Source organism: Vreelandella alkaliphila (assembly GCF_016107625.1).
In the GTDB taxonomy this organism is placed as follows: Bacteria; Pseudomonadota; Gammaproteobacteria; order Pseudomonadales; family Halomonadaceae; genus Vreelandella; species Vreelandella alkaliphila.
Genome location: NZ_JABASV010000002.1, coordinates 181,833 through 205,442 on the forward strand (window position 1 = coordinate 181,833; position 23,610 = coordinate 205,442).

Here is a 23,610-nt window from a genome sequence, read left to right on the forward strand (position 1 = left end):
TTTACTTAATTTGACTAGATTAAAGCAGCCAGTATTAGTCAGCGCAGGGCTAGGCGTCTTCGCTGGCTAATAGCTCTGCTTCCATTGTTTCCAGCGCTTCCTCGGCGGCGAGCCACTGCTGCTCGGCGGTGTCCAAGCGGCTTTTGATTTTCGCCTGTTGGGCAAGTGCTTCGGTCAGTTCTGCTTTACGAGCGCTGTCGGTATAAAGTGTCGGGTCAGCCAAAATAGCTTCTACTTCTTCAAGCGCCTGCTGAGTTTTCTCCAGAGTTTTTTCAGCTTGATCACGCTCTTTTTTCAGTGGTCGCAGTTTCTCGCGCAGCTCCGCCGCTGCTTTGCGAGCGGCTTTTCGGTCACCGCTAGGCTGCTGACTTTGGCGTTCGCTTTTTTCGCTACGCGCATCGCGTCTGCCCTCTTCCAAACGCGCCTTTAACCATGCTCGATAGTCATCGAGATCGCCATCAAAGGGTTCAACACGATGGTCTGCTACCCGCCAGAATTCATCAACCGTGGCACGCAATAAATGCCGGTCGTGAGACACAAGAATGACCGTGCCCTCAAAACTTGCCAGCGCCTCGGTGAGCGCCTCGCGCATTTCCAAGTCCAAGTGGTTGGTTGGCTCATCGAGCAGCAGCAGGTTGGGTTTCTGCCAGGCGACCAGCGCGAGCGCCAAGCGCGCTTTTTCACCGCCGGAGTAAGTGCCAACTTCGCCAAAGGCGTCATCGCCCTTAAAGCCAAAGCCACCTAGGAAATTGCGAATTTCCTGGTCACTCGCCTTGGGAGAGAGCCGTTGCACATGTACAAACGGCGTCGTCGTCACGTCCAAGCTTTCCAACTGGTGCTGGGCAAAATAGCCAATGGCTAAATGCTCACCTGGCACGCGCTTGCCCTCTAGCAGCGCAAGTTCACCGGTCAGTGATTTAATCAGTGTCGATTTGCCCGCGCCGTTGGGGCCTAACAGGCCGATGCGACTACCGGGTAATAACGTAATGTTGACCTTCTCTAACTGCGCGACATCGCCTGTTTCGCTGCGATAGCCGAGGGTCGCTTGGTCAAGCACGAGCAGCGGATGTGAGGTCTTATCTGCGGCAGGCAGCGTGAAGTGAAAAGGCGAATCCGTATGAGCAACAGCAATATCCCCCATACGCTCCAGCATTTTTACACGACTTTGCGCCTGCTTTGCTTTGGTTGCCTGGGCGCGAAAGCGCGCTATAAAGCGCTCAATTTCTTCGCGGCGAGCCTGCTGTTTGGCTGCTTCTGCTTGCTGTAGAGCGAGTTTTTCAGCCCGCGTGCGCTCAAAGCGAGAGTAGTTGCCGCGGTAAAGCTCGAGCGTTTGATGATGCATATGCACAATGTGATCACACACGGCATCCAGAAAGTCGCGGTCATGAGAAATCAGCAGTAATGTGCCAGGGTAGCGGGTTAGCCACTGTTCTAGCCAAAGTAGGGCATCGAGATCCAGGTGGTTAGTCGGCTCATCAAGCAGTAATAAGTCGGAAGGCATAAACAGCGTGCGGGCTAGGTTCACCCGCATACGCCAGCCACCGGAGAAGTCTGACAAAGGCCGCTTAAGATCCGCTTGCACAAACCCGAGCCCCACTAACAGCTGTGATGCCCGCGATTCTGCCGTGTAGCCATCCAGGGTTTCGATAAGCCCATGTAGCTCGGCTTCCCGATGTGCATCGTCTGCTTTGCGCGCGGCCAGTAGATCAGCCTCCGCTTGTCGCAGCGCATAATCGCCATCCAGCACGTACTCCACAATGGGGCGATCCAGCGCTTCAACTTCCTGGGCCATGTGGGCTATCCGCTGGCCGCCGCTCATCTCGACGTCGCCCTGGTCGGGGCCGAGCTCGCCTAGCAGAAGTTTGAATAAGCTCGACTTACCGGCGCCGTTTGCCCCGATAATGCCTGCCTTTATACCGCTGTGGAGCGTAAGGTCAGCGTTATCGAGTAGCGTTTGTGTACCCCGTTGCAGGGCGACTTGGCGCAGTGCGATCATGCATTCTCCCGAAAAAAGTGGGTAAATCAATGTTCGATTCTAACCGATTCCAGCGCTTACAGCAGGCTCCACTATGGGATTTTGCGCTGACATTTTATGCCCAGCCTGGAGTCGAGCAAGCATGCCTTGTTCTGCAAGATAGTGCAGGGGTGGATGTGTGTGAGCTTCTAGTGCATAGCTGGCTCTACCACTACGGTCTTCAGGTAACGCCTGGCGCGCTGTCAATGGAGCGCAAAGCGCGGGAGTGTTGGCAGCAATCGATCACCGCTGTTTTGCGGCAGTTGCGTCGTGATCTTAAGCCACAAGCAGCAGAAAGTGAGGGCATTGCCCAGTTGCGAAAGACACTTCAGCAGGCCGAACTTCAAGCTGAGCGTGAGAACCTTCAACGCTGGCAACACTGGATATTGCAAACGTCTGAACTTAACCAGCAATTAACAAACTGCGCTATAAGTAAGCAAGATGTCGCACAATGGCTGCAAAGTAAGCTGTTTTATGATGGCCTTGCGTTTGATCAAGTAGTTGTGTCACCCGAGCGCGAGAACGCCAGAGAGGCGATTGCTATACTTGCGGAACGGCTTGACCGCTACGAGCGACCGCGCTAGCCTGAAATTAAGCTATTTTTGAATAACGCGTGTTTTAAGGTTGTTATTGCTTGTGTAACTGTTTCTAAACGTATTCAAAAAGATAGGCTTTATGAATGATGATTTTATAAATAGTTACTCTAAAGTCACTGGCAACTAACAGAGCGTTTAAGAGCGACACGCATTATACAAAAATTAAATATTAGCGCACTCGCATAGCGCGCTTACCACTGCTAGGGGAACTCTGCATGAAGGCAAGCAAGTTAATTTCGACTCGTTCAGTAACGACTAAGTTAATGACGACGGCGAGCGTTGGTGCACTACTATTTGGTCTCAGCGCAGCTGCTCAAGCAGATAACTGGCGTTACGCCCACGAAGAGTACGAAGGCGATGTCCAAGATGTGTTTGCTTACGCATTCAAAGACTATATTGAAGAGAATTCCGATCACAGCGTTCAGGTTTACCGTTTTGGTGAGTTAGGTGAATCTGATGACATCATGGAGCAGACCCAAAACGGCATTCTTCAGTTTGTAAACCAGTCGCCTGGTTTCACGGGTTCTCTTATCCCAGAAGCGCAAATCTTCTTTATCCCTTACCTGCTACCAACAGATGAAGAAACCGTCCTGACTTTCTTTGATGAGAGTAAGGCCATCAACGAGATGTTCCCTGAGCTCTACGCTGAACAAGGCCTTGAGCTACTGAAGATGTACCCTGAAGGTGAAATGGTCGTTACCACCGACGAGCCGATCAGCTCGCCGGAAGATATGAATAACAAGAAAATTCGTACCATGACGAATCCATTGCTTTCAGAAACGTATGATGCTTTTGGTGCAACACCAACGCCGCTACCGTGGGGCGAAGTATATGGTGGCCTGCAAACCGGCATTATCGATGGTCAAGAAAATCCGATTTTCTGGATCGAGTCTGGCGGTTTATATGAAGTATCACCGCACCTTACCTTCACAGGCCATGGCTGGTTCACTACCGCCATGATGGCTAACCAAGACTTCTATGAAGGCTTGTCCGATGAAGACAAAGAGCTAGTGCAGGAAGCGTCTGCTGCTGCCTATGATCACACAATCGAGCACATTAAAGGGCTAGCCGACGAGGCATTAGCTAAAATCCAGGAAGCTTCGGATGAAGTCACTGTGACACGTTTGGATGAAGAACAAATCCAAGCTTTCCGTGACCGTGCTCCTCAGGTTGAAGAAGCCTTTTTAGAAATGACGGGTGATAAAGGTGCTGAGCTGTTGGAGCAGTTTAAAGCTGATCTCGAAGCCGTAACTAACGAATAATTTACCGTTTAGTGCACTTGTTTTGAACGGTAAATCACCTAGGGGGGGCAGCCAGCGCTGCCCTTTTTTTATTTTTATACGCTCACCCGGTGCTGATAGCCATCTAACAAAAAAAAGCTCGTTACCTTGCGTAAAACACAGAAAAATTTACGTACATCCAGCGTTGAAGCGGAAAGAGTTATTAACCGTTACGCTACAAAATGAGTAAGGCTGGACACGCTCCGTTCGGTGGTCAGTGAAAGAAGAGGCACTAGGTTTTTAATCGTTAGCTGCCACGCTGCATAAGAGGAGATCGGCCATGACCGAAGAAGAATCCGAAAAGAATTACAGCTCTGGTTTGCCCGGCATACTAGGCGTGATCGACACTGCAATTAGCAAAATCGAGTCAGTCATACTGGCGATGGGGGTTTTGCTAATGGCGCTGAATACGGTCACTAATGTTATTGCCCGCTTTGTATTTGGCAATAGCATTATGTTTTCAGGGGAATTAAACCGTATTTTGATCATTATGATTACCTTTGCGGGTATCGGCTACGCTGCTCGACACGGTCGTCATATTCGTATGTCAGCCATCTACGATGCCTTGCCTGTCGGGGGGCGCAAGGTATTGATGATAGGTATTTCGTTCTTTACCTCCCTCGTCATGTTTTTCCTGCTGTACTACTCCGTGGTGTACATCCTCGATCTCCAAAGCAAAGGTCGCGTGTTGCCGTCACTCGGGCTACCTATTTGGATCATTTATATCTGGGTACCGATGGGTTTTCTCATTACGGGCATTCAGTACCTGTTAACGGCAATTAAAAACCTTACCTCTCGGGATGTATATCTCTCGACAGGGGTAGTTGACGGTTACAAAGACACCGAAACAGAAGTGTAAAGCAGGGCTTGCACTCTAGGGGAACGCTATGACGACGATAATGGTAGTCACCATGATTGCCCTGCTACTGCTGGGCTTTCCTATGATGATCCCGCTGATTACGGCAGCGGTGATCGGTTTTTATATGATGTTTAACGGCTTCGGCCAAATGGATACGCTGATTCAACAGATGATGGCGGGTATTCGGCCTGCTTCGCTGATTGCGGTGCCAATGTTTATATTGGCGGCAGATGTAATGACACGAGGTCAGTCGGCCAATCGCTTAATTGATATGGTGATGTCCTTTATAGGTCATATCAAAGGCGGTCTTGCGGTCAGTACGGCGGCCTCCTGTACGCTGTTTGGCGCGGTTTCTGGTTCTACTCAGGCAACCGTAGTAGCAGTGGGCTCACCGCTGCGACCCAAGATGCTAAAAGCGGGCTATTCTGATCCCTTTACGCTGGCACTGATCATCAACGCGAGTGATATTGCCTTTTTGATACCCCCAAGTATTGGCATGATCATCTATGGGGTTATTTCAGGAACATCCATTGGCGAGCTGTTTATTGCGGGTATTGGGCCAGGGCTTCTGATCCTGTTTATGTTTTCAGTTTATTGCATCGTTTACGCTGTGGTAAAAGGCGTGCCTACCGAACCCCGCGCTAGCTGGAAAGAGCGTGCTGTAGCTGTGCAAAAAGCACTGTGGCCGCTAGGCTTTCCAGTCATTATCGTTGGCGGTATCTACGGAGGCATTTTTAGCCCGACAGAAGCCGCTGCAGCTTGTGTGCTATATGCCGTATTGCTTGAGTTTGTGGTATTCCGTTCGCTCAAAATGAACGATATTTATGCGATTGCTAAATCCACCGGCTTAATTACCGCAGTGGTGTTTATATTGGTCGCTGTTGGTAATGGGTTCTCCTGGATAATTTCGTTCGCGCAGATTCCACAAATGATTTTGGAAGCGGTAGGCGTCAATGAAGCTGGGCCGACAGGCGTACTGATTGCAATCTGTATCTCTTTCTTTGTCGCTTGTATGTTTGTTGACCCGATTGTGGTCATTTTGGTGCTTACGCCAATTTTTGCTCCGGCAATTGCGGCGACCGGTCTGGATCCTGTTCTGGTAGGTATTTTGATTACGCTGCAGGTAGCCATAGGTTCGGCGACCCCACCCTTTGGCTGCGATATATTTACCGCGATTGCGATCTTTAAGCGGCCTTACTGGGAAGTCATCAAAGGCACACCGCCCTTTATCTTTATGCTGATTTTAGCGGCGGCGCTGCTGATCATGTTCCCGCAAATTGCGCTGTTCTTGCGTGATGTTGCCTTCCGCTAAGCAGTCACAAGGAGAACGCGGATGTTTAATCGCATTTTAATTCCCGTAGATGGCTCGAAAGGGGCGATTAAGGCGCTCGATAAAGCGGTTGGCCTGCATATGCTTACCGGTGCAGAGCTTTATTTGCTGTGTGTCTTTAAGCACCACAGCTTATTGGAAGCATCGCTTTCCATGGTGCGGCCGAATAAACTTGATTTGCCCGATGATGCACTGAAAGAGTACGCCACGGAAATTGCAGTCCACGCCAAGTCCTATGCCATAGAGATGGGGGCGGACAGCGCGCGAATAAGGGCGTTTGTGAAAGGCGGCCGCCCCTCACGAACCATTGTGCGCTTTGCCCGAAAGAGGGAGTGCGATTTAATCGTGATTGGCGCTCAAGGAACCAACGGTGAGAAAAACCTGCTGTTGGGTAGTGTCTCCCAGCGTGTGGCGGGTGCGGCACACTGTCCCACATTGGTCGTTTAAGACACCAAACTACTGAACTTAATAGCGGTCTTACTAACACCCGTTTTCTCAGGTAATGCAGCTTGAGGTGGCGGGTGTTAGTCTTTGAGCTACTCAAACATTTGGCGCGTTGCGCCGTTGGATAAGGTTTTTTACATGAAAGCATTGTTTTCTTCCACCGCCTTGGCGAGTTTGTTACTGGTTGCTCCGTTCGCGGCAGCGGCTCCTGAAACCGACGAACAGCGCCTTGCTTATAGCTTAGGTGTCACTCTAGGCGAGAGCATGCAGGCTGATATTGAAGACCTCGATCTAGATACATTTACGGACGGTATGCGCGATGTCTTTGATGGCAAAGAGTTGGCGTTAAGCGAGGAAGAAATGATGGAGGCGCTGGTCGCTTTCCAAGAGCGTTCTATGGCAGAGCGCGAGCAAGAAGCCGCTGAAATTGCCCAGCTTAATCTAGAGGAAGGTCAAGCTTACTTAGCGGAAAACGCTGAGCGTGAAGAAGTTGAAGTGACTGAGTCTGGCTTGCAGTATGAAGTGCTTGAGTCCGGTGACGGCGCAACTCCTGGCGCTGAAGACACCGTTGAAGTGAACTATGAAGGCATGCTGTTGGACGGCACCGTATTCGACAGTTCCTTTGAGCGTGGTCAGCCGGTGAGTTTCCAGGTAAATCAAGTCATTGAAGGTTGGCAGGAAGCGCTTCAACTGATGAGCGTTGGCGACAGCTGGATGCTATATATCCCTGCTGAGCTGGCTTATGGTGAAGGCGGCCAAGGCCCTATTGGTCCAAATGAAATGCTGACGTTCCGTGTTGAACTGTTAGGCGTCGAGTAAATGACACGTCCCGCCGCTTCTACATCTTGTTTTTTGGGTGCGCTGTTACTGCTGGGCAGCACGGTTGTTCACGCTGAAGCAGATGCCGTGCCTGGTGATTTACCTGCACTAAGCGCAGCGAGCGATCACGCGAGCGTGGTAGGTGTCTCTTCTGGCGGTTACATGGCCGCACAGTTGGCGGTTGCTTGGCCTGAGCGCTTTAGTGGTGTAGGTGTATTAGCGGCGGGCCCTTGGAGCTGTGCCCAGGGCGCGCTCAGTTTGGCCCTTAACCAGTGCATGAGCACCCGCCGTGGGTTGCCTTCCTTGGATGAGCTGGACCGTCGGCGCGAGCGTTACGAGTCGCTTGAGCAGGTGGGGGAGCGCGACGCATTAAGCCAGCTGCGTGCCTATGTATGGCACGGTGATGAAGATGACACGGTTTCTCCAGAGCTGGGGAGTTTGTTAGCAGAACAGTGGCAGCGCTGGCTGGCATCTTCAGAACAGCTGCGTTTCGTGCGCAGTGAGAACACAGGCCATGGCTGGCCCATCAAACTGCCGAAGCAGGCCAACGCTAGCCCCCAGGCACTTGGCGACTGTCGCCAGGGCGGTGGTAGCCATGTGCTTGCCTGTGATGAGAACGTGGCTGGCGATATGCTCTCATGGATTTACCCTGAGCGTGAGGCTAATGCTAGCGAGGGCGAAGTGATGGCCTTTGATCAGTCGGAGTTCGCGGTTAAAGGCTTGGCTGATGTGGGGTATCTGTTTATTCCTGGGGCGTGTGAGGCGGGAGGGTGTCCTGTCACAATAGCCTTGCATGGTTGTCAAATGAGCGTTGATGCCATTGGCGATACGTTTGTACGCCACAGTGGTTTGAACCGTTGGGCAGCAGACCATGGTCAAGTGGTGCTATACCCGCAGGCGGAAAGCAGTATGGCTAATCCTCAGGGGTGCTGGGATTGGTGGGGCTTTGCCGAAAGTACTTGGCAGCTCAACCCGCTGCACGACACGCGTGATGGCACTCAAGCCAGAGCGCTAATGGCGATGCTTGAACACCTACAAAGCACGCCTTAATTCCAAGTACATCCTAAATCCAGATACTTCGTCGTGTATTTTGGCTAGCTACCTAACTCATTCTCCAGCGCTGACACTAAGCCGTGCGGTGCTGGGGAGTAGAGCACTCTCTGTAAAATTTCACCGTTGCGGTTAACCAAGAAAAGCGAGGCGCTATGGTCAATGGTGTAGGCCATGGCTGAATCGGGTGCCTCTACTCGCCGCCAAATAACGCCATAGCGTGCTGCTACATCTTCAAGCTGCTCTTGACTGCCCACCAAGCCGATAAACGCATCACCAAAGAACTGCATATACTCTTCCATGCGTGGCAGCGTATCGCGTTCAGGGTCAACCGTTATCATTATCGGCACCACGCGTTCGCGCTGTGCGTCGCTTAGCTGGGCCAATGCCTGGCGTTTAACGGCCTGATTCATTGGGCAAACATCTGGGCAGTAGGTGTAGCCAAATGAAACAATCGCAATGTCGTCTTTATCTAGCTGGGAGAGAGAGAAATCACCTTGAGTAGACGGCATTTCTATTGGTCCCCCCGTCACGTCATCACTGCCTGGCTGGAAAGCAAACTGGTAAAGGCCGATAGCCGAAATGGTCAGCAAGACAAGTATTAGCACTAAGCCCAGCCAGAGTGCTTTACGATTGTTTGGTTTAGCGGCCATACGTACTAACTCCTAATCACGTCAAAGTCGAACCAACTGCCCAACTTGCCTTCCGGTGTTTCCAGGATAACCCGCGCCCGCCAGGGCATCACGTCTTGCGTGCAGATACCGACTTGCCCTTGGCCATGAAAGTGCCCGGGTGCAGTAGCGGTTAATCCAAAACGGTGTAAGCCCATATCCATATCACGCCCAATAAAGTCGACCGTCACATGGCTTGGGTTGAGGCCCTCTACTTCTACATCCAGTGGCAGAATATCCAGCGCGTCGATACGGCCATCGGCATCAACGGTCAGTGTTAGGCGGCCTTTATCGCCCAGTACTGCCGAGCACGTACTGGTGTGTAGGTTGCAGTTGGCATCTGGTGTAAACCATGCAATATCACCATCATCGCGCAGCCAATTGGCAAACACGTACCACGTGCAGGCGGCCAGTGAGATGCCCGTGATGAGGATAAGCACTTTCAGTGCTGGAAAACCCGTAAAGTAGACAGGTTTAGGCAAGTTCTTCATGGCAGAATGGTCACTACGCAGGCCGTAAGATGGAAGTTAGTTTCATGGTAACAGTAATCGCACGGATGTCGCTGTGCTGGGATGTCGCAGTTAACAAGGAATAACAATGGAGAGCATTACTGGTGCACTTGGGCCACTGTTTTTATTGATTTTATTGGGTGCTGCCATTGGCTATGGTCGTTGGCCAAGTGCTACGTTCTGGCCGCAAATGGAGCGTATGATCTACTTTGTGCTATTTCCAGCAATGCTGATAGGCACGCTGGCCACTGCAGATGTCAGCCAAGTACCGGTTGGGCGCATAGCGTTGGTATTGCTCGGCACGATGGGGGGGTTGGGTCTGTTGCTATGGCGCTGTCGTGGTTACCTTGGCTTAACGCCTGCGGCGTTCACGTCGGTGTTCCAAGGCGCCGTGCGTTTTAATACCTACGTGGGTGTCGCAGGAGCCGCGGCGCTGCATGGCAGCATGGGGGCGACTACCGCTGCTGTGGCGGTGGCACTCATGGTACCGGTGGTGAACGTAATGTGCGTCGCAAGCTTTGTCGCGGCAGGGACGCTGGGCAGTGGAAGCCTTGGCCAAAGTGCCCTCGCACTGGCTAAAAATCCGCTGATTTTGTCCTGCCTGGCAGGTATCGGACTCAATCTTTCGGGGGTTGGTTTGCCCGGTTGGAGCGAGGATACCGTAGGATTATTGGGAGGCGCGGCGCTGCCGTTAGGGCTCATTGCTGTGGGCGTGGCGCTGCGCCCTGCAGCACTGCTACGGCTTGATCGTGGCGTGATAGCGACGAATAGCATCAAGCTGCTGTTAATGCCTGCGGTGGTGCTGCTATTAGCGTGGCTGGTGGGGCTGGACCCTATCAGTCGTGATGTGGCGCTGCTGTTTGCAGCGCTGCCTACCGCCACATCTGCTTATATTCTTGCTCGGCAGTTGGGAGGTGATGCAGAGCTTATGGCGGCAATTATTACCGGCCAGACGCTGTTAGCGATGCTGACGCTGCCCGTCTGGTTGCAGTTAGTGGGGTAGTGTAAAAAAATTGTCTTAAAAATAAATAAAAAGTATTCGCATTTAGGTTGACGTGGTAAATGAGAATGATTATATTGTGATTGTCAGCGTTTAATGAGACGTTGGCAACCACGACAGAAACCGCCAGTTTCCTGTCATGGTTTCTCCCTCTCATTGCTAGTCACGGTCTTTTGCCGCTCCCGCTTGGAGCGGCTTTCTTTTTTTAATGCTCTACGTTTTTGTGATTTTCCTTGAGATGCCATGCGGGGGCTGTGGTCAGCGTTTGATGAGACGATGGCAACCACGACGCTATTTCAAAGATCAGCGCCAGTTTCCTGTCATGGTTTCTCCCTCTCATTGCTAGTCACGGTCTTTTGCCGCTCCCGCTTGGAGCGGCTTTCTTTTTTTAATGCTCTACGTTTTTGTGATTTTCCTTGAGATGCCATGCGGGGGCTGTGGTCAGCGTTTGATGAGACGATGGCAACCACGACGCTATTTCAAAGATCAGCGCCAGTTTCCTGTCATGGTTTCTCCCTCTCATTGCTAGTCACGGTCTTTTGCCGCTCCCGCTTGGAGCGGCTTTCTTTTTTTGATGCTCTACGTTTTTGTGATTTTCCTTGAGATGCCATGCGGGGGCTGTGGTCAGCGTTTGATGAGACGATGGCAACCACGACGCTATTTCAAAGATCAGCGCCAGTTTCCTGTCATGGTTCCTCTTTCCTTGCTAGTCACAGTCTTTTGCCCTTCCCCTGGAGCGGCTTTCTTTTTTTATAGCGGCATCTTTCTTTGATCTCGGTGAATACCTCCTCTGACGTTTGGGCAGACAATAGGCCAATCGCCTATGCTGATCATTTATCCAAAGCCAGGAGACATGCCATGCGCGTTGCCGTTTTTAGCGCTAAGCCTTATGACGAAACCTTCCTTACTCGTGCTAATGCCGCGAATCGACACGAATTAAGCTTTTTTGATGCGCGCTTGACCGTCGATACGGCGCCTCTAGCGAAAGGGGTTGAAGTTGTGTGCGCTTTTGTAAATGACCATCTGTATGCGGACGTTTTAGAGCAGCTACATACTAGCGGCATACGATTGGTAGCACTGCGCTCGGCGGGCTTTAACCATGTTGACTTGGCGGCGGCCGAACGGTTGGGAATTACCGTAGTGCGGGTGCCCGCTTATTCGCCTCATGCCGTAGCAGAGCACGCGGTGGCCTTAGTGTTAAGCCTGAACCGCATGACCTATCGCGCTTACAACCGAGTGCGCGAGGGCAACTTTGCCCTAGACGGACTGCTGGGGTTCGATCTGCATGGCAAAACCGTGGGCGTGATTGGCACTGGGCAGATTGGCTTGATCTTTGCCAATATCATGCATGGCTTTGGCTGCCGAGTAGTTGCCAGCGATCCTTTTCCAAACCCGAATGCCGAGCCGTTTGTGGAGTACGTGCCGCTGGCGTCGCTCTATGCTCAGGCAGATATTATCTCGCTGCACTGCCCGTTAACACCCGATACTGATCACCTGGTTAACGCCGATGCCATCGCGCAAATGAAGCAGGGTGTCATGCTGATCAACACTGGCCGCGGCCGAGTGGTCGATACTCAAGCGGTGATCGCTGGTCTGAAAAGCGGCAAAATTGGTCGCTTAGGGCTAGATGTTTACGAAGAGGAGGAGCAGCTGTTCTTCGAAGATCTATCGCACAAAGTGATCGATGATGATCAGTTCATGCGTCTGACGACCTTTCACAATGTGCTGATTACCGGTCATCAGGCTTTCTTCACTACCGAGGCGCTAACCAATATTGCTGAAACCACGCTGGCCAATATCGACGCCTTTGAAAGCGGTAGCGGTACGCTGCATCGCGTCGTCTACGATAAGCGAACGTAGACGACGCTGAGCTATCTTTAGTCGCTGTGTTTAAACGTCACGGCGGTAAATCAAATCCCATACGCCGTGGCCAAGTTTCTCGCCACGGGCTTCAAACTTAGTTAGCGGGCGAAAGTCTGGGCGTGGAACGTAGGGCGCTTTGTCGGCGCTGGCGGTATTCGCGTAGCCGGGTGCGGCGTCCATGACCTCGGCCATCCACTCGGCATAGGCTTCCCAGTCGGTCGCCATGTGGAAGGTGCCACCAGGTTTTAAGCGCGTACGAATCAGCTCAACAAACGCAGGCTGCACAATACGCCGCTTGTGGTGCTTCTTTTTTGGCCATGGATCGGGGAAAAAGAGCTGTAGCGTGGTTAATGAGTCTTCAGGCAGACACTGCTCCAGCACCGCTAAGGCATCTTCGCGGTAAACGCGCAGGTTGGTTAGGCCGCGTTTATCTACCTCATCTAGCAGCTTGCCCACCCCCGGCGCGTGAACCTCAATACCGATAAAGTCAGTGTCTGGGTGGCGTTCGGCTTGCTCGACGAGTGAGTTGCCCATACCAAAGCCAATTTCCACCACGCGCGGTGCTTCGCGGCCAAACAGGGTGTCCAGATCCTGACGCCCATCGGCAATCGTCAGTCCTAAGCGTGGCCAAACGTCTTCTAAACCGCGGCTTTGCGCTGGGGTCATGCGCCCTGCGCGAATCACGTAGCTCTTAATTCCCCGCCGGTGTAGCGGGGCATCAGCATTTTCAGGGCCTGTGGTGTTGCTCTCAGCGCCAGCAGTTTTGCTTTCAGGCGTGGTGTCGTTCGTATCGGTCATGGTGTCTCTGTATCAGCCGTTAATTCGGCCTGCAAAAGGCGAAGAGGGGTCGGCGCTTTGGCGGCGTGGCATACGGCCAGCTAAGAAGGCATCGCGGCCAGCTTCTACGGCAAGCTTCATGGCGTTAGCCATACGCAGCGGGTCGCGGGCGTGAGCGATCGCGGTGTTGAGTAGCACGCCGTCACACCCTAGCTCCATTGCCATGGCGGCGTCAGAAGCGGTGCCGATGCCCGCATCGACCAGCACGGGTACACTGCTTTGCTCAACAATCAGGCGTACATTATGCGGGTTTTGAATGCCATGCCCCGAGCCAATCAGCGAACCTAGCGGCATGATGGCGCAGCAGCCCATGGCTTCTAGTTCACGTGCCACAATGGGGTCATCACTGGTGTACACCATGACGTCAAAGCCATCAGCCAACAGTGTCTCAGCAGCTTTTAGCGTCTCAACCACATTGGGATAGAGGGTGTGATCGTCGCCGAGCACTTCCAGCTTGACCAAGTTGTGGCCGTCTAGCAGCTCACGCGCCAAGCGGCAGGTGCGCACAGCGTCTTTGGCGTTGTAGCAGCCCGCGGTGTTGGGCAGCAAGGTGTAGCGTTGGGGGGAAACGACATCGAGAAGGTTGGGCGCGTCGGCATCCTGACCCAAGTTGGTGCGGCGCACAGCAAAGGTGACAATTTCCGCTCCGCTTTGGGCAATGGCCGCGCCGGTCTCGGTAAAGTCTTTGTATTTGCCAGTGCCCACCAGCAGGCGGGAGCTGAACGCGCGCCCAGCAACGGTAAACGGTGTATCAGTCAGTGGCGTCATAGCGGTTCCTTTTGAAAGCAAAAACGGTGGTGGGCTACGCTAGCCGCCGCCGATGGCGTGAACGACTTCTATCTGGTCGCCATTGGCTAAATGCGTTTGAGCAAGCTGGCTTTTGGGCACGATCTGTTCGTTAATTTCCACAGCGATACGGCGCCCGGTCAGGCCTAATTGCTCGATTAGATCAGCGGCGCTAAGGCCAGCTGCCAGCGTATGCGATTCGCCATTGAGCGTCAGTTGTATCGACTCATTAGGAGTAGGCATAACGGTAAGTGTCCCATTCGGTGAGGCAAAGCACTGTCTATTGTAGCGGTTTCGCACCGCTCAAGGTATGTGACAACGTTAATCATCTCAGTGAAATATCGAGTGCGTATGTCGAGTACTTATCTCAAGTACTTATCTCAAGTACTTATCTTAAGTACTTCTCTCAAGTATTTATAATGAGTATTGATAAACAGGAGTAACGCATGCAGCGAGCAGACAAACCCTGGTGGTGCCTAGTCGCACTCTCAGGAGCATTAATGGTGATACTAGGCGCCTATGCGGCTCACGGGTTGGCATCGCGTACCACTGCTGCCATGGTCGACATCGTTGAAACTGGCGTGCGTTACCAAGCGTGGCATACGTTGGCCATGTTAGCGGTACTGGCTTGGCGCAGCCAGTGCCCTCAGCCAGGACAGCGCATCGTGCTAGCGCTATGGGCGTTGGGTATCACCGCATTTTCGGGCTCGCTGTACCTAATGGCCCTAGCAGGGCTTAGCGTTGGTATTGTAACGCCCATCGGTGGTTTGCTGCTGATGGCAGGCTGGTTAGGCTTAGCCGTCACTGCGCTGCTCAGCCGTTAGCGCGGTGGTTAGCCAGTTGGGCTGTCTGGCAGCGCATAGCTGGCGGTAATATGCGCAACCGGCTTAGTGTCATCGCTGGCAGAGAAAATCTGCACTTCGCCTACCGCTAAACGGCGGCCTAACTTGATGAGTTTGGCGTGAGCAACAATATCGTGCTCGCCGGAAGCGGCGCGTAAGAAATGGCAGTTCAAGTCACTGGTGACCGCCATGGCTTCGGGGCCTATTTGCGCCAAAATGGCCACATACAACGCCACATCAGCAAAGCCCATCATGGTCGGACCAGATACCCTGGGGCCAGGGCGAAGGTGTTGCTCACCGATGGTTAGTCGCAGGGTGGCACTCATCGCACCAACGCTTTCAATTCTGCCCATCCGCTGGGGGAACACCTCATCTAAAAAGTGCTCAATCTGCTCGGCAGTCATTACGGTCATTATTATTGTCCTTTATAAAAAAGCCCCGAGGCATGCGCCTCGAGGCTGATGATACCGCAAAGCGCGTTTACTTCGCCTTATGTACCTGACGCCACGCGTGAAGTAGTGGTTCGGTGTAACCAGAAGGCTGTACGCGGCCTTTGAAAACTAAGTCAGAGGCTGCTTTAAAGGCGGTTGAGCCTTCGAAGTCGGCGCTCATGGCCGTGTAGGTGGGGTCGCCAGCGTTCTGCTGATCAACCACTTTCGCCATACGCTTCAGCGTTTCTTCCACCCGCGGCGCATCGACAATGCCGTGGTGCAGCCAGTTGGCGATATGTTGGCTGGAAATACGCAGCGTAGCGCGGTCTTCCATTAGGCCAACGTTATGAATGTCCGGCACTTTCGAGCAGCCCACGCCATGCTCAACCCAGCGTACCACGTAGCCAAGAATGCCCTGGCAGTTGTTATCCAACTCTTGTTGAATCTCCTCATCCGACCAGTTGGCGTTTTCGGCTACTGGCACGGTGAGCAGGTCATCTAAAAAGTCGGGTTCGCCTTGGGCTTCCAGCTCGCGCTGTACGTCCGCTACGTTGACTTGGTGGTAGTGAAGCGCATGTAGCGTAGCCGCCGTTGGAGAAGGCACCCATGCCGTGTTAGCACCCGCTTTCGGGTGACCAATTTTTTGCTCTAGCATGCTATGCATCAGATCCGGCATTGCCCACATGCCTTTACCGATTTGAGCACGACCACGCAGGCCACAGGCTAAGCCTACCTGCACGTTGTTCTTTTCGTAGGCGGTGATCCACGCAGCGCTCTTCATATCGCCTTTGCGAACCATCGGGCCTGCTTCCATGGCGGTGTGCATTTCGTCACCGGTGCGGTCAAGGAAACCGGTGTTGATGAACACAACACGAGAAGCCGCTTCAGCAATACACGCCTTCAAGTTGACGGTGGTGCGGCGCTCTTCATCCATGATGCCCATTTTCAGGGTGTCACGACTCATGCCCAGGATGTCTTCAACGCGACCAAACAGTTCGTTGGCGAACGCCACTTCTTTCGGCCCGTGCATTTTCGGCTTCACGATATACACTGAGCCAGCGCGAGAGTTGCGTGGCTGATCGGCGTCTTTCTTCAGATCGTGCAGTGACAGCAGCGAGGTCACTACCGCGTCCAGAATACCTTCCGGCAGTTCGTTGCCATTTTCGTCCAGGACGGCAGGCGTGGTCATCAGGTGGCCAACGTTGCGCACGAACATCAGCGAACGACCCGGCAGTGTAACGGTGCTGCCATCAGTGGTTTGCCAAGTACGATCGGCGTGCAGCGTCCGCTTGAAGGTTTTGCCGCCTTTGTCGATGCTCTCTTCCAGGTCGCCCTTCATCAGGCCAAGCCAGTTGCTGTAAACACCGACTTTATCTTCAGAGTCGACAGCAGCAACGGAGTCTTCACAATCCATAATCGCGGTCAGTGCCGCTTCCACCACCACGTCTTTCACGTGAGCGGGGTCGGTTTTACCGATCGGGTGGCTGTCGTCGATCTGGATTTCCAGATGCAGGCCGTTGTTAGTAAGCAGGATAGCTTCAGGCGCGGATGCATCGCCGTTAAAGCCGATCAGCTTGCCGGAATCTTTTAGGCCGGTTTCACGACCGCCTTCCAGACTAACGACCAAGTGGCCATCACGAATAGCGTATTTCACCGCATCGCGGTGAGAGCCAGTGGCCAGTGGGGCAGCACGATCAAGCACACCACGGGCATAAGCGATAACTTTTTGGCCACGTTTCGGGTTGAAACTGGTGCCTTTTTCAGCGCCATCTTCTTCTGAAATCGCATCGGTGCCGTATAGGGCATCGTACAAACTACCCCAGCGAGCATTAGCGGCGTTTAATGCATAGCGGGCATTGCTCACAGGCACCACCAACTGCGGGCCTGCTTGAACAGCCACTTCACGATCTACATTGGCCGTGGTGGTTTTAACGCTATTCGGCGCATCCACTAGGTAACCAGCGTCTTTTAAGAAGCTGCGGTAAGCCTGCATATCGCTAACCGGGCCCGGATTTTCACGGTGCCAGGCATCCAGTTTTTCTTGGAGCGTGTCGCGCTCTTCAAGCAGTTGGCGATTTTTCGGTGTCAAATCATGGAACAGGGCGTCAACGCCAGCCCAAAAGGTGTTTTCGTCAACACCGGTACCCGGTAAAGCCTGCTCATTGATGAAACGGTCCAGGTCTGCTGACACCTGTAAACGGTGACGCGTGATACGCTCGCTCATGGGGTTCTCCTGTAAAGGTGCCCGTGGGATATTATCGTGCCACGGTCAGGGTAAATATATATTTATGGAAAATACTTCCACAACTGCGCGGGCATGTAAACAGCCGATGCCGTAAAGCAGCAAAATGCTCGACCAAATGATGAGAGCGACAGTGGTCTCCGCTGTCATTCAGCCAATGGATAGGTGGCGTTCACGGAGAGACGTTAATGCATAATTTCCAACACCTGGAAGGCTTGTTTAGGCAAGCAGCAGGCGAGTCATCGCTCTCCCAGCTTCGGCCGGGCGACACGCTAACGGACGCTGTGCATGACTATTTTCGCCACTACGGTTTAGAAACGCTATTAAACGACACCAGCGAAGTGCACGCGGGATTTATTGATACTGGACGCTTTGCTCTGTGGTGCCAAGTATGGAGCCCGCCTGTTCCCACTGGCACCGCGTTTGTGATTCATGGTTACTTTGACCATTTAGGCCTTTACCGCCATTTGCTCGGCTGCCTGCTGGCCAAAGGGTGGCGAGTGGTGTTGTGGGACCTTCCTGGTCACGGTCTTTCCAGCGGCCCACGCGCTGATATTGACGATTTTGACGACTATCAGCACTGCCTTGCGCATTTACAGACGACATTGCAAACCCAGGGCATGGCCCCTACGCCGTGGCTAGGTGTTGGGCAGAGTACGGGGGCGGCCATCTTGGCGACCGATGCGCTCACCCGTCGTGAAACGGCAGGCTGGGCCGGTATTGTGCTGCTAGCGCCATTGGTACGCCCCTGGCGCTGGAGTCAGTCTAGCTGGCTGCACTTGATTGCCAGCCCTTTTCTAAAGGAGCTACCACGTAAGTATCGCCCCAATTCCACTGATGAGCAGTTTACGGCGTTCCTACGTGACCAAGACCCGCTGCAACCTGAACGGTTAAGCGTCGCCTGGATAACCGCGATGCGACGTTGGATGCCCCGTTTACTAGCGTTGGAACCTAACCCGCTGCCGACGCTTATTTTACAGGGTGAGCAAGACCTTACCGTCGATTGGGAGTGGAATTTAGCGGTATTGGAGGAGAAATTTCCTAATGCCGAGGTCCACCGCCATCCAGAAGCCCGGCATCACTTAGTTAACGAGGCCGATCCCATTCGTGAAGTGTTGTTTGAAGCTCTTGATAGTTTCGTAGATAACGTTGTTGAGAGTGTTCAATAACGTAAATGTTTAAAGCTCAGGGGGGCAGCTTGAGGCTAGGGCGCCAGAGCGCGCCCTGCCTCGTGCTTAATTTCGCTACTGAGTTTCGCTACTGAGCGTTCAGGAAGTCCTCCACATTGAGCAGTATCAGCTCATTATCATCAGCGCGTCCTTGCTGGCGGCCAATCGAGAAAGGATAGTTGTTGTCATTGGCGACCACGATAGTGCTCTCATCGACGCGATCGACGTTCTCAATGGTCACAAAGGGAAAGTTAAAGGTGCCGTTGATCGTGCCGCGGGGTGCGATGCCATCTGGATCCTGGATGTTCATCAGGTCTATATAGGCGATTTTCTCAAGCACTCCCTGCTCGTCTGTACGGTCGAGGTCGATAAGATAGATACGTTTGAACTCAGCGGGGTTGTCTGCCCACTCTTCTCGCGGGTCACCCTGACGGCTATCACGCTCGATAATCAGGCCGCGTGTTCCGCCAATGAGGTTGAAATCTCCAATAGCATGATCCGCTGATTCCAAGGGATAGTAGCGGGTTGTGTCGCCCCACTCTCCGGTTTCAGTGTCGAGCTCGAACATTCTTAATACGGGAGTGCCATCAATGGTTTCCGGGGCGTTGGCGTTGCTGTCCCAGATCGGTTTTTCCAGCAAGGGATAGAGCGTTGTTTGATCTTCGGAAAGCGCCATGCCTTCATAGCCGCCGGAGCGAAACACCACCACCTCATCAGCGAGAGACGCGCCAGGGTTCGGGGTAAGGGCAAAGGCATTGTCAGGTGAGCGCATCAGAGTGCCGTCGGGGTCTGTGGCCAACACTTGCAGCACTTCACCCTGATTATCGACCTGGATAATCCAGGGGCCAAACTCATCGCCAATCCAGTAGCTATCGCCCACCGGCTGTATCGACTCAATATCGAAATCAGCGCCGGTTAAAAAGCGACCAGGAGTGGCTTCATTCATAATCGGGAAGGGCACTTTACGGTTTGGGTCCGATAGTTGAACAGTCTCCTCGACGATGACACGCCCGGTGTCCCAGTCAGTCTTTATGATGTTAAACATCAGAATGACGTCAGAGGAGTTGGCTTTAGAGCCAAAGCCATTATCGGTTAATACCAAGAAACGGTCATCGCCTAGCGAGCGAATACCTGAAAACCCCTGCAATGGCTGGCTGGGGAAAGGTAGCGCTAAGCCGGTGGCTTGCATGTTGGTATACAACTGCTCAGCACGGCCCTCTGGGCCAGTAAAACGGCCTGAAACGTTGTAGTGCTCAGCAGCGCCGGAAGGAGCCGCCACAAAGGTGCTGCCGGGTAGCTGGGCATGGCCGGACAATGTGGCGCTAAAATCCTGCTGGGCGTGTGCCGCACTGGTAAATACAAAGGCGAATAGGGCGGTCGCTAGTAACGGCTTGGTCATCACGGTTTCACCATTTAGGAAGAGAAAGTAGAGCAGCTTCAGCTTTTGCTAATTTTCACCCGTAATAGTGATAGTTGAATGACAAGGTGCAGACGTTTTAATGGCAGCAGGGTTTCACGTCGCGTTTGGCCCTGAGTCGTAAAATACGCCTTGCTCAAAAGACACAAATATTAAATGGTGGGACTTTAAGATACGTTCTTATAAAAAAGAGGAAATGGTAATGGCGTCATCAGTAGCAAAAGTTCTCGTATTAGCGGGCAGTGCCCGTGAAGGTTCGCTTAATAAACAGCTCGCGAAGCTTGCTGCCAAGCGCATTGAGGTTTTGGGTGGAAAGGCAACCTTTATCGATTTAAAAGACTACCCTTTCCCGCTGTTCGATGAGGACATTGAAGTCCAAGGCATGCCTGATAATGTACTGAAGCTGCGCGAAATACTGGCCGATCACCAAGCGCTATTGATCGCCTCGCCGGAGTACAACGGTTTTATTACGCCGTTGCTGAAAAACACGTTAGATTGGCTCTCCAGGCCTTACAACGATACGCCAGGGCTTGGATTATTCGCCGGTAAGTGGGCAGCGCTGGTGGCGGCTTCCCCTGGTGGGCTGGGCGGTATTCGAGCACTGCCCCTTGGACAGCAGTTGTTGGCTAATCTGGGGTTGGTCGTACTGCCGCAGCCACTATCATTGCCGAAGGCAGGCAGTGCGTTTAACGAGTCAGGCGCGCTAAAGGATGAGGCAACGGGTGGAAAGCTCGACGCCTTATGCCAACGGCTTGTCGATGTAATGGCCAATGACCATCGCTAGGCACCTTTCAACAGCCTATCCAACTGCCGGTAGCCGATAGCCTCGATAAAGTGAGGCTGGGTGGGCTTGGGTTCGCCTTGTAAGTCGGCCAGGGTAAGCGCGACCCGCAGGACGCGGTGGTAAGCGCGGGCAGAGAGTTTGAGTTTTTCCAGCACGCCTGCCAACCAGGCGCGCTCTTCATCGTTAAGCGCGCAGGCGGCTTCTAAGGCTTTGCCGCTTAGCTGGCTATTGAGTGCGCCTCGCGCCATTTGGCGCTCTCGGGCGGCCATCACTCGCTCGCGCACGGCGCTGGAAGGTTCGCCTTGGGTTTGGGCGGTGAGTTGCTCGGGCGGCAGGGCGGGCACTTCCACTTGCAGGTCAATGCGGTCTAGCAGCGGGCCAGAAAGGCGTGCCTGATAGCGCTGAATCTGGCTGGCGCTGCACTGGCAGCGCTGACGCGGATCGCCCAGGTGGCCGCAGGGGCAGGGGTTCATAGCGGCAACGAGCTGAAACTGTGCCGGATAACGGCGTTCATGACTGGCGCGTGAGAGGTGAATTTCCCCCGTTTCCAGTGGCTGCCTTAACACTTCTAAGACGTTGCGGGAAAACTCCGGCAGCTCGTCTAAAAACAGCACGCCGTGGTGAGCAAGCGAGATTTCCCCAGGTTTGGGCTTTGAGCCCCCACCCACTAACGCGGCGGCGCTGGCGCTGTGGTGGGGCTGGCGAAAGGGGCGCTGGCCCCAGTCTGCTTCAAGCGGTAGCCCACAGACTGAACGTACAGCGGCCACCTGCAGCGCATCGTCTTCGCAAAGCGGCGGCAAAATGCCCGGTAAGCGGCTAGCGAGCATGGTTTTTCCGGTGCCAGGAGGCCCTGCTAGCAGCAGGTTATGGCCACCAGCGGCCGCCACTTCCAGTGCGCGGCGTGCCTGCTGCTGACCGCGAACGTCGGCTAAGTCGGCAATGGGGGCCGTGGATCTCACCGAGGCAGACAGTTGGTGGGGCGGTATTTTCTCTTGTCCCAGCAAGTGAGCAACGACCTGCCATAGGGTGTCGGCAGGTAAAACCGGTAAGTCGCCTGCTAACGCGGCTTCGTCGGCACAGGCGCGGGGAATAATCAGTGCTTTGTTGACGCGCCGCGTGGCGAGAGCAAAGGGTAATACGCCGGGTACGGCGCGTAGTTTGCCATCCAATGCCAGTTCGCCTGCGCACTCCATGCCTTCTAGCGCATCTACTGGAATCTGGCCAGAGGCGGCCAGAATACCGAGTGCAATCGGCAAATCGAAGCGGCCACCCTCTTTAGGTAGGTCGGCGGGGGCAAGGTTGAGGGTAATGCGCTTGGTGTTGGGGAAATCAAACCCGGCATTGATGAGCGCGCTGCGCACCCGCTCGCGGCTCTCTTTGACAGCGGTTTCCGGCAGGCCCACCAGCGTTAGTCCCGGCAAGCCGTTGGCTAGATGTACCTCGACATGCACGGCGGGTGCTTCCAGCCCAACCCCTGCGCGCGTGGCCACAATGGCTAGTGTCATGGCGCTCCCTCGCTAGTTTTTTATTCCTGACATAACCCTACGTTAATTGGAACGTTTAAAAATAGCGTGTGCCTGGAAAACTGACCTTAGTTAACAGTTGAGTCGGTTACTTGAGCTGGGCTGCCTGCCGACAGTGCAGCAAACAACTCTCTTGCAAAACGCTGGGCAGAGGGCAGTGCGCCAAAGCTCCATACCGGCGGTAGGCGAACTATCCTGTCATGCCTGACGCTGGGAAGTTGCTGCCACAGGCCGCTGTTTGCAAGCTGCTCTTCGACTCCGATGGGCAGTGGATCGATGATCACCAGCGTTGCTTCTGGGTAGCGCGCCAGCGCTTCAATCCCCACCAGTGAAAACCCCCAGGCATTGGTCGCTTGATCCCAGGCATTGGGGAGGTCGAGCTGCTCCAGCACGGCGTTGTATAAGCTGTTTTCCCCAAACACCCGCACGTGACGGGCATCCATAAACTGTACCATCAGCAGCGTCGCAGTTTCAGACTGAGATAGGGGGCGAGATTCGCGCAGCGTGGTCATCAATATTTGGGTCTCTTCAATAAGCTGCTCGGCCTGGGGCTGGTGCTTGGTTAACTCGCCCAGCTCACGGGTCAGGGTTTGCATCTCTTGCCAGGTATCGGTGCCGGGCGAGTAGAGCGAGAATGAAGTGACCGGGGCAATGCGCTCCAGGCGCGGTGTTAAACCGGCAAACATGGGCGAGATCAACGTCTGTTCCGGAGGCACTTGGGCCAGCAGTTCTAAATTAGGTTGGGCGCGTAGTCCCATATCGGTGGCACTGTCGGGTATCTGTGGCTCGCCCACCCACTGGTGATAATCACTCTGTTGGGCAACGCTGCTAACCGGCGCATCAATGGCTAGTAGTGTTTCAGCGATGGTCCAGTCCACCGTGGCCCACTGCGCCTGGGCAGTAGAAACGCTCAGCATACAAACGGCGAACAGCCCGCAGCGCGCGAGCAAAGAGAACAGGTTAGTGTGGCGCATGGTGGTGAGAGGCTATCCAGAAAATAAGAACTGTATTTAAACGATAATATTTATTGTTTGCAAACCTGTATTCAAGGAAAAATGCCCAGGCTGAGTGGCCTGGGCAGGTGGGGTTACAATAAATTAGCAATACTTAGATAAGTGCTTGGAACGTCGCTTAGCACAAGCGT

At 53.6% G+C, this 23,610-nt stretch carries 23 protein-coding genes; 12 read left to right on the forward strand and 11 right to left on the reverse strand.

What is annotated here, in order from left to right; genetic code table 11:
• Nucleotides 1-49 precede the first annotated feature (49 nt).
• Entirely contained in the window at nucleotides 50-1,996 is a 1,947-nt protein-coding gene (locus JFC11_RS04030; RefSeq protein WP_038479559.1) for an ATP-binding cassette domain-containing protein, read from the reverse strand.
• A 29-nt stretch (nucleotides 1,997-2,025) separates the two neighbouring features.
• On the opposite strand from JFC11_RS04030, the gene JFC11_RS04035 reads away from it, so the two are divergent.
• The 7 genes from JFC11_RS04035 to JFC11_RS04065 all read left to right on the forward strand — a co-directional run bounded on the left by JFC11_RS04035 (nucleotide 2,026) and on the right by JFC11_RS04065 (nucleotide 8,392).
• Complete coding sequence (locus JFC11_RS04035) at nucleotides 2,026-2,598, forward strand: TIGR02444 family protein (protein ID WP_198348769.1); 573 nt, start codon at nucleotides 2,026-2,028, stop codon at nucleotides 2,596-2,598.
• A gap of 227 nt (nucleotides 2,599-2,825) precedes the next feature.
• Nucleotides 2,826-3,872 (forward strand): TRAP transporter substrate-binding protein, encoded by a 1,047-nt coding sequence (locus JFC11_RS04040; protein ID WP_038479553.1) that lies wholly within the window; start codon nucleotides 2,826-2,828, stop codon nucleotides 3,870-3,872.
• 298 nt (nucleotides 3,873-4,170) lie between these two features.
• Nucleotides 4,171-4,749, forward strand: coding sequence for a TRAP transporter small permease (locus tag JFC11_RS04045; protein ID WP_038479550.1), 579 nt, complete (start codon nucleotides 4,171-4,173; stop codon nucleotides 4,747-4,749).
• A 28-nt stretch (nucleotides 4,750-4,777) separates the two neighbouring features.
• Nucleotides 4,778-6,061, forward strand: coding sequence for a TRAP transporter large permease (locus JFC11_RS04050; protein WP_038479547.1), 1,284 nt, complete (start codon nucleotides 4,778-4,780; stop codon nucleotides 6,059-6,061).
• Between the two features lie 21 nt (nucleotides 6,062-6,082).
• Nucleotides 6,083-6,526, forward strand: a complete 444-nt coding sequence (locus tag JFC11_RS04055) for a universal stress protein (RefSeq protein ID WP_009723217.1) — start codon at nucleotides 6,083-6,085, stop codon at nucleotides 6,524-6,526.
• A gap of 135 nt (nucleotides 6,527-6,661) precedes the next feature.
• Nucleotides 6,662-7,342: a BamJ family beta-barrel-assembly machinery protein gene (locus JFC11_RS04060; RefSeq protein ID WP_038479544.1), complete on the forward strand. Its 681-nt coding sequence runs from the start codon at nucleotides 6,662-6,664 to the stop codon at nucleotides 7,340-7,342.
• Nucleotides 7,343-8,392, forward strand: a complete 1,050-nt coding sequence (locus tag JFC11_RS04065; RefSeq protein WP_198348770.1) for an alpha/beta hydrolase family protein — start codon at nucleotides 7,343-7,345, stop codon at nucleotides 8,390-8,392. It begins immediately after the preceding gene.
• 44 nt (nucleotides 8,393-8,436) lie between these two features.
• Here JFC11_RS04065 and JFC11_RS04070 read toward each other — a convergent pair whose 3' ends face one another.
• A complete protein-coding gene (locus JFC11_RS04070; protein WP_038479538.1) occupies nucleotides 8,437-9,045 on the reverse strand; it encodes an SCO family protein in 609 nt (202 codons plus the stop codon).
• 5 nt (nucleotides 9,046-9,050) lie between these two features.
• The gene (locus tag JFC11_RS04075) at nucleotides 9,051-9,554 is read right to left on the reverse strand and encodes a hypothetical protein (RefSeq protein ID WP_038479535.1); all 504 of its coding nucleotides are present in this window, start codon (nucleotides 9,552-9,554) and stop codon (nucleotides 9,051-9,053) included.
• Nucleotides 9,555-9,660: 106 nt separating this feature from the next.
• Between JFC11_RS04075 and JFC11_RS04080 the strand changes: the two genes are divergently transcribed.
• Both JFC11_RS04080 and JFC11_RS04085 read left to right on the forward strand, forming a co-directional pair.
• The gene (locus JFC11_RS04080; protein ID WP_038479532.1) at nucleotides 9,661-10,575 is read left to right on the forward strand and encodes an AEC family transporter; all 915 of its coding nucleotides are present in this window, start codon (nucleotides 9,661-9,663) and stop codon (nucleotides 10,573-10,575) included.
• Nucleotides 10,576-11,430: 855 nt separating this feature from the next.
• Nucleotides 11,431-12,432, forward strand: coding sequence for a 2-hydroxyacid dehydrogenase (locus JFC11_RS04085; protein WP_198348771.1), 1,002 nt, complete (start codon nucleotides 11,431-11,433; stop codon nucleotides 12,430-12,432).
• A 30-nt stretch (nucleotides 12,433-12,462) separates the two neighbouring features.
• Here JFC11_RS04085 and trmB read toward each other — a convergent pair whose 3' ends face one another.
• From trmB to thiS, 3 genes are read right to left on the reverse strand one after another with little or no spacing between them, the layout of a single operon-like run.
• Complete coding sequence (trmB, locus tag JFC11_RS04090) at nucleotides 12,463-13,233, reverse strand: tRNA (guanosine(46)-N7)-methyltransferase TrmB (RefSeq protein WP_198348772.1); 771 nt, start codon at nucleotides 13,231-13,233, stop codon at nucleotides 12,463-12,465.
• Between the two features lie 12 nt (nucleotides 13,234-13,245).
• Entirely contained in the window at nucleotides 13,246-14,040 is a 795-nt protein-coding gene (locus JFC11_RS04095) for a thiazole synthase (protein WP_198348773.1), read from the reverse strand.
• Nucleotides 14,041-14,079: 39 nt separating this feature from the next.
• Nucleotides 14,080-14,301: a sulfur carrier protein ThiS gene (gene thiS, locus JFC11_RS04100; protein WP_009723207.1), complete on the reverse strand. Its 222-nt coding sequence runs from the start codon at nucleotides 14,299-14,301 to the stop codon at nucleotides 14,080-14,082.
• A gap of 203 nt (nucleotides 14,302-14,504) precedes the next feature.
• Between thiS and JFC11_RS04105 the strand changes: the two genes are divergently transcribed.
• Nucleotides 14,505-14,882 carry a DUF423 domain-containing protein gene (locus JFC11_RS04105; protein WP_198348774.1) on the forward strand — a complete coding sequence of 126 codons (378 nt, stop codon included), beginning with the start codon at nucleotides 14,505-14,507 and terminating at the stop codon, nucleotides 14,880-14,882.
• Nucleotides 14,883-14,890: 8 nt separating this feature from the next.
• Here the strand turns inward: JFC11_RS04105 and JFC11_RS04110 are convergent, their stop codons facing one another.
• Both JFC11_RS04110 and JFC11_RS04115 read right to left on the reverse strand, forming a co-directional pair.
• Nucleotides 14,891-15,313: a PaaI family thioesterase gene (locus JFC11_RS04110; RefSeq protein ID WP_038479517.1), complete on the reverse strand. Its 423-nt coding sequence runs from the start codon at nucleotides 15,311-15,313 to the stop codon at nucleotides 14,891-14,893.
• A gap of 67 nt (nucleotides 15,314-15,380) precedes the next feature.
• On the reverse strand, nucleotides 15,381-17,555 hold the full coding sequence (locus JFC11_RS04115) for a malate synthase G (RefSeq protein WP_038479514.1): 2,175 nt from the start codon (nucleotides 17,553-17,555) through the stop codon (nucleotides 15,381-15,383).
• Between the two features lie 206 nt (nucleotides 17,556-17,761).
• Between JFC11_RS04115 and JFC11_RS04120 the strand changes: the two genes are divergently transcribed.
• On the forward strand, nucleotides 17,762-18,742 hold the full coding sequence (locus JFC11_RS04120; RefSeq protein WP_038479511.1) for an alpha/beta hydrolase: 981 nt from the start codon (nucleotides 17,762-17,764) through the stop codon (nucleotides 18,740-18,742).
• Nucleotides 18,743-18,830: 88 nt separating this feature from the next.
• On the opposite strand, the gene JFC11_RS04125 is transcribed toward JFC11_RS04120, so the two are convergent.
• Nucleotides 18,831-20,141 carry an esterase-like activity of phytase family protein gene (locus JFC11_RS04125; protein ID WP_232482764.1) on the reverse strand — a complete coding sequence of 437 codons (1,311 nt, stop codon included), beginning with the start codon at nucleotides 20,139-20,141 and terminating at the stop codon, nucleotides 18,831-18,833.
• Nucleotides 20,142-20,361: 220 nt separating this feature from the next.
• Here JFC11_RS04125 and JFC11_RS04130 point away from each other — a divergent pair, with 220 nt between their 5' ends.
• Nucleotides 20,362-20,943: an NADPH-dependent FMN reductase gene (locus JFC11_RS04130; RefSeq protein ID WP_198348776.1), complete on the forward strand. Its 582-nt coding sequence runs from the start codon at nucleotides 20,362-20,364 to the stop codon at nucleotides 20,941-20,943.
• Here the strand turns inward: JFC11_RS04130 and JFC11_RS04135 are convergent.
• Nucleotides 20,940-22,448: a YifB family Mg chelatase-like AAA ATPase gene (locus tag JFC11_RS04135; protein ID WP_038479502.1), complete on the reverse strand. Its 1,509-nt coding sequence runs from the start codon at nucleotides 22,446-22,448 to the stop codon at nucleotides 20,940-20,942. The genes JFC11_RS04130 and JFC11_RS04135 overlap by 4 nt on opposite strands.
• A gap of 86 nt (nucleotides 22,449-22,534) precedes the next feature.
• On the reverse strand, nucleotides 22,535-23,440 hold the full coding sequence (locus JFC11_RS04140; protein WP_198348777.1) for an ABC transporter substrate-binding protein: 906 nt from the start codon (nucleotides 23,438-23,440) through the stop codon (nucleotides 22,535-22,537).
• Nucleotides 23,441-23,610 lie beyond the last annotated feature (170 nt).